This window comes from Pseudonocardia sp. McavD-2-B (assembly GCF_024124365.1).
Classification (GTDB): Bacteria; Actinomycetota; Actinomycetes; order Mycobacteriales; family Pseudonocardiaceae; genus Pseudonocardia; species Pseudonocardia alni.
On record NZ_JAMXSG010000431.1, the window covers coordinates 1 to 2958 of the forward strand.

Annotated in this window: 1 protein-coding gene; it reads right to left on the reverse strand. The window is 76.9% G+C overall.

Features of this window, described 5'->3' with window-relative positions; translation table 11 throughout:
• Window positions 1-2958: type I polyketide synthase (locus NH602_RS29745; protein ID WP_253069550.1), on the reverse strand; the 2958-nt coding region annotated here is incomplete at both ends.

A 2958-nucleotide genomic window follows, 5' to 3' on the forward strand; every position in this document is an offset into this window, starting at 1 on the left:
CCCGGCCACGTGCAGGCGGGCGAGCGCGGTGAGCAGCGCGGCCGGTTCGCCGTGCCCGGCGCGCAGGGCCGGGGTGACGACGGCGGCGTCGTCGCCGACCGCGGGGAGCACGGCGCGGGCCGGCGCGGACAGCACGCCGTCCGGACCGATCTCCAGGAACGCGGTGGCCCCGCCCGCGGTCAGGGTCGCCAGGCCGTCGGCGAAGCGGACCGCCTCCCGGACGTGGCGCACCCAGTGCTCCGGGGTGGCCAGGTCGTGCGGCGATCCCGCCCCGGCGAGCAGCGACACGACCGGGATCGCGGGCAGCTCGTAGCCGAGGTCCCGGACGACGGCACGGAACTCGTCGAGGACCGGGTCCATCAGCGGCGAGTGGAAGGCGTGGCTGACCCGCAGCGCGGTGGTGCGCCTGCCGCGGGCGGCCAGCTCGGCGGCGACGGCGTCGACCTCGGCGGCCGCCCCGGACACGACGACGGCCGCGGGCCCGTTCACCGCCGCGATCGCGACGCCGTCGGTGAGCAGCGGGGTCACCTCGTCCTCGCCGGCCTCGACGGCGGTCATCGCGCCGCCCGCGGGCAGTGCGTCCATCAGGCGGGCGCGGGCGGCGACCAGGCGGCACGCGTCGGCGAGGGAGAACACCCCGGCGACGTGCGCGGCGGCGATCTCACCGATCGAGTGGCCCGCGAGCCGGCCGGGCCGGATCCCCCAGGAGGTGACGAGCCGGTACAGGGCCACCTCGAGGGCGAACAGCGCCGGCTGGGTGTGCCGGGTGCGGTCCAGGGCGTCCGGGTCCTCGCCCCACACGACGTCGCGCAGCGTGCCGCCCAGCTCGGCGTCGAGCAGGGCGACGGCCTCGTCGAACGCGTCGGCGAACACCGGGAACCGGGCGTGCAGCTCCCGGCCCATGCCCAGGCGCTGGGCGCCCTGTCCGGAGAACAGGAACGCGGTGCCGCGGGTGGCGGCGGCGCCGCGGGCGGCCTCGGTGGTCCCGCCGGGCCCGGCGAGCAGCACGGCGCGGTGCTCGAACAGGGCCCGTCCGGTGGCGAGGGTGCGCGCGACGGCGGTCGGGGTCAGGCCGGGAACGGCGGTGCGCAGGCGGTCGAGCTGGGCGTCGAGGGCGGCCTCGGTCCGGGCGGACACCGGCCAGGCGACGACTTCCGGGGCGGCGGCGTCGAGGGCGGCCTCGGTCCGGGCGGACACCGGCCAGGCGACGACTTCCGGGGCGGCGGCGTCCGGGGCGGCGGCATCCGGGGTGGCGGCGTCCGGAGGTGCCGGCTGCGTGACGGGCGGCTGTTCGAGCACCACGTGGGCGTTCGTGCCGCTGATCCCGAACGACGACACCCCGACGCGGCGGGCGTGTCCGGTCTCCGGCCACGGGGTCCGCTCGGTGACCAGGGCGACGGTGCCGTCGGACCAGTCCACGTGCGAGGACGGCTCGGTGACGTGCAGGGTCCGCGGCAGCTCCCCGTGCGCCATCGACATGATCATCTTGATGAGTCCGGCGGCGCCCGCCGCGGACTGGGTGTGCCCGATGTTGGACTTAACCGAGCCCAGCAGCAGCGGCCGCTGCGGGTCCCGGTCCCGGCCGTAGGTGGCGAGCAGGGCCTGGGCCTCGATCGGGTCGCCCAGCGGGGTGCCGGTGCCGTGCGCCTCGACGGCGTCGACGTCACCGGGCTCCAGACCGGCGTCGGCCAGCGCCTGACGGATGACCCGCTGCTGGGCGGGCCCGTTCGGGGCGGTGAGCCCGTTCGAGGCACCGTCCTGGTTGACCGCGGACCCGCGGACCACGGCGAGTACCCGGTGCCCGTGGCGGCGCGCGGCGGAGAGCCGTTCGAGGGTGAGCACGGCCGCTCCCTCGGACCAGCCCGTGCCGTCGGCGGAGTCGGAGAACGCCTTGCAGCGCCCGTCGCCCGCCAGACCGCCCATCCGGGAGAACCCGGTGAAGTTCGCGGGGGTCGTCATCACGGTGACGCCGCCGGCGAGTGCCATGTCGCACTCGCCCGACCGCAGTGCGGCCGCCGCGAGGTGCAGGGACACCAGCGACGAGGAGCAGGCGGTGTCGACCGAGAGCGCGGGGCCCTCGAGGCCGAGGACGTAGGCGAGCCGCCCGGACACGACGCTGACGGCGAGGCCGGTGGTCGCGTGGCTCGCGATGTCGTCGGCGGAGCGCATCACCAGGCCGGAGTAGTCCTGACCGGACACCCCCATGAACACCCCGGTACGGCTGCCGCGCAGCGTGTGCGGGTCGATCCCGGCGCGCTCGGCGGCCTCCCACGCGACCTCCAGCAGGATCCGCTGCTGCGGGTCCATGGCCAGCGCCTCACGCGGGGCGATACCGAAGAACTCCGCGTCGAAGCCCGCGATGTCGTCGAGGAACCCGCCCTGGCCGGTGAGGTCGGCGGGCTCACCGCCACCCAGCGGCGGGTGCCGGTCCCACTCGCGGTCCGGTGGGAAGCCGGTGATCGCGTCGGTGCCGTTCGCGACGAGGTCCCACAGCTGCTCCGGGGAGCCCACGCCGCCGGGGAACCGGCAGCCGATCCCGACGACCACGACCGGGTCGTCGGCGTCGGCGCGGGCGACCACGGGGCCGTCGCCGACGGGGCCGGTGTCCTCGCCCGCGAGCTCCTCGAGCAGGTAGGCGGCCAGCCGCTCCGGGGTCGGGTAGTCGAAGATCAGCGTCGCGGGCAGGGTGAGCCCGGACGCGCTGCCCAGCCGGTTGCGCAGCTCGATCGCGGTGAGCGAGTCGAACCCGATCCGGCGGAACTCGTGACGGGCGTCGACGCCGTCCCCGGAGCCGAGGCCGAGCACGGTCGCGGCCTCGGTACGGACCAGCTCGACCAGGAACGGGCCCCGGTCGTCGTCGGGGAGCCCGGCGAGGCGTTCGGCCAGCCCGGCCCGGGCGACGCCCGCGGTGCCGGCGCGGCGGCGGCCGCCGGAGCGGACCAGGCCGCGCAGTACGGC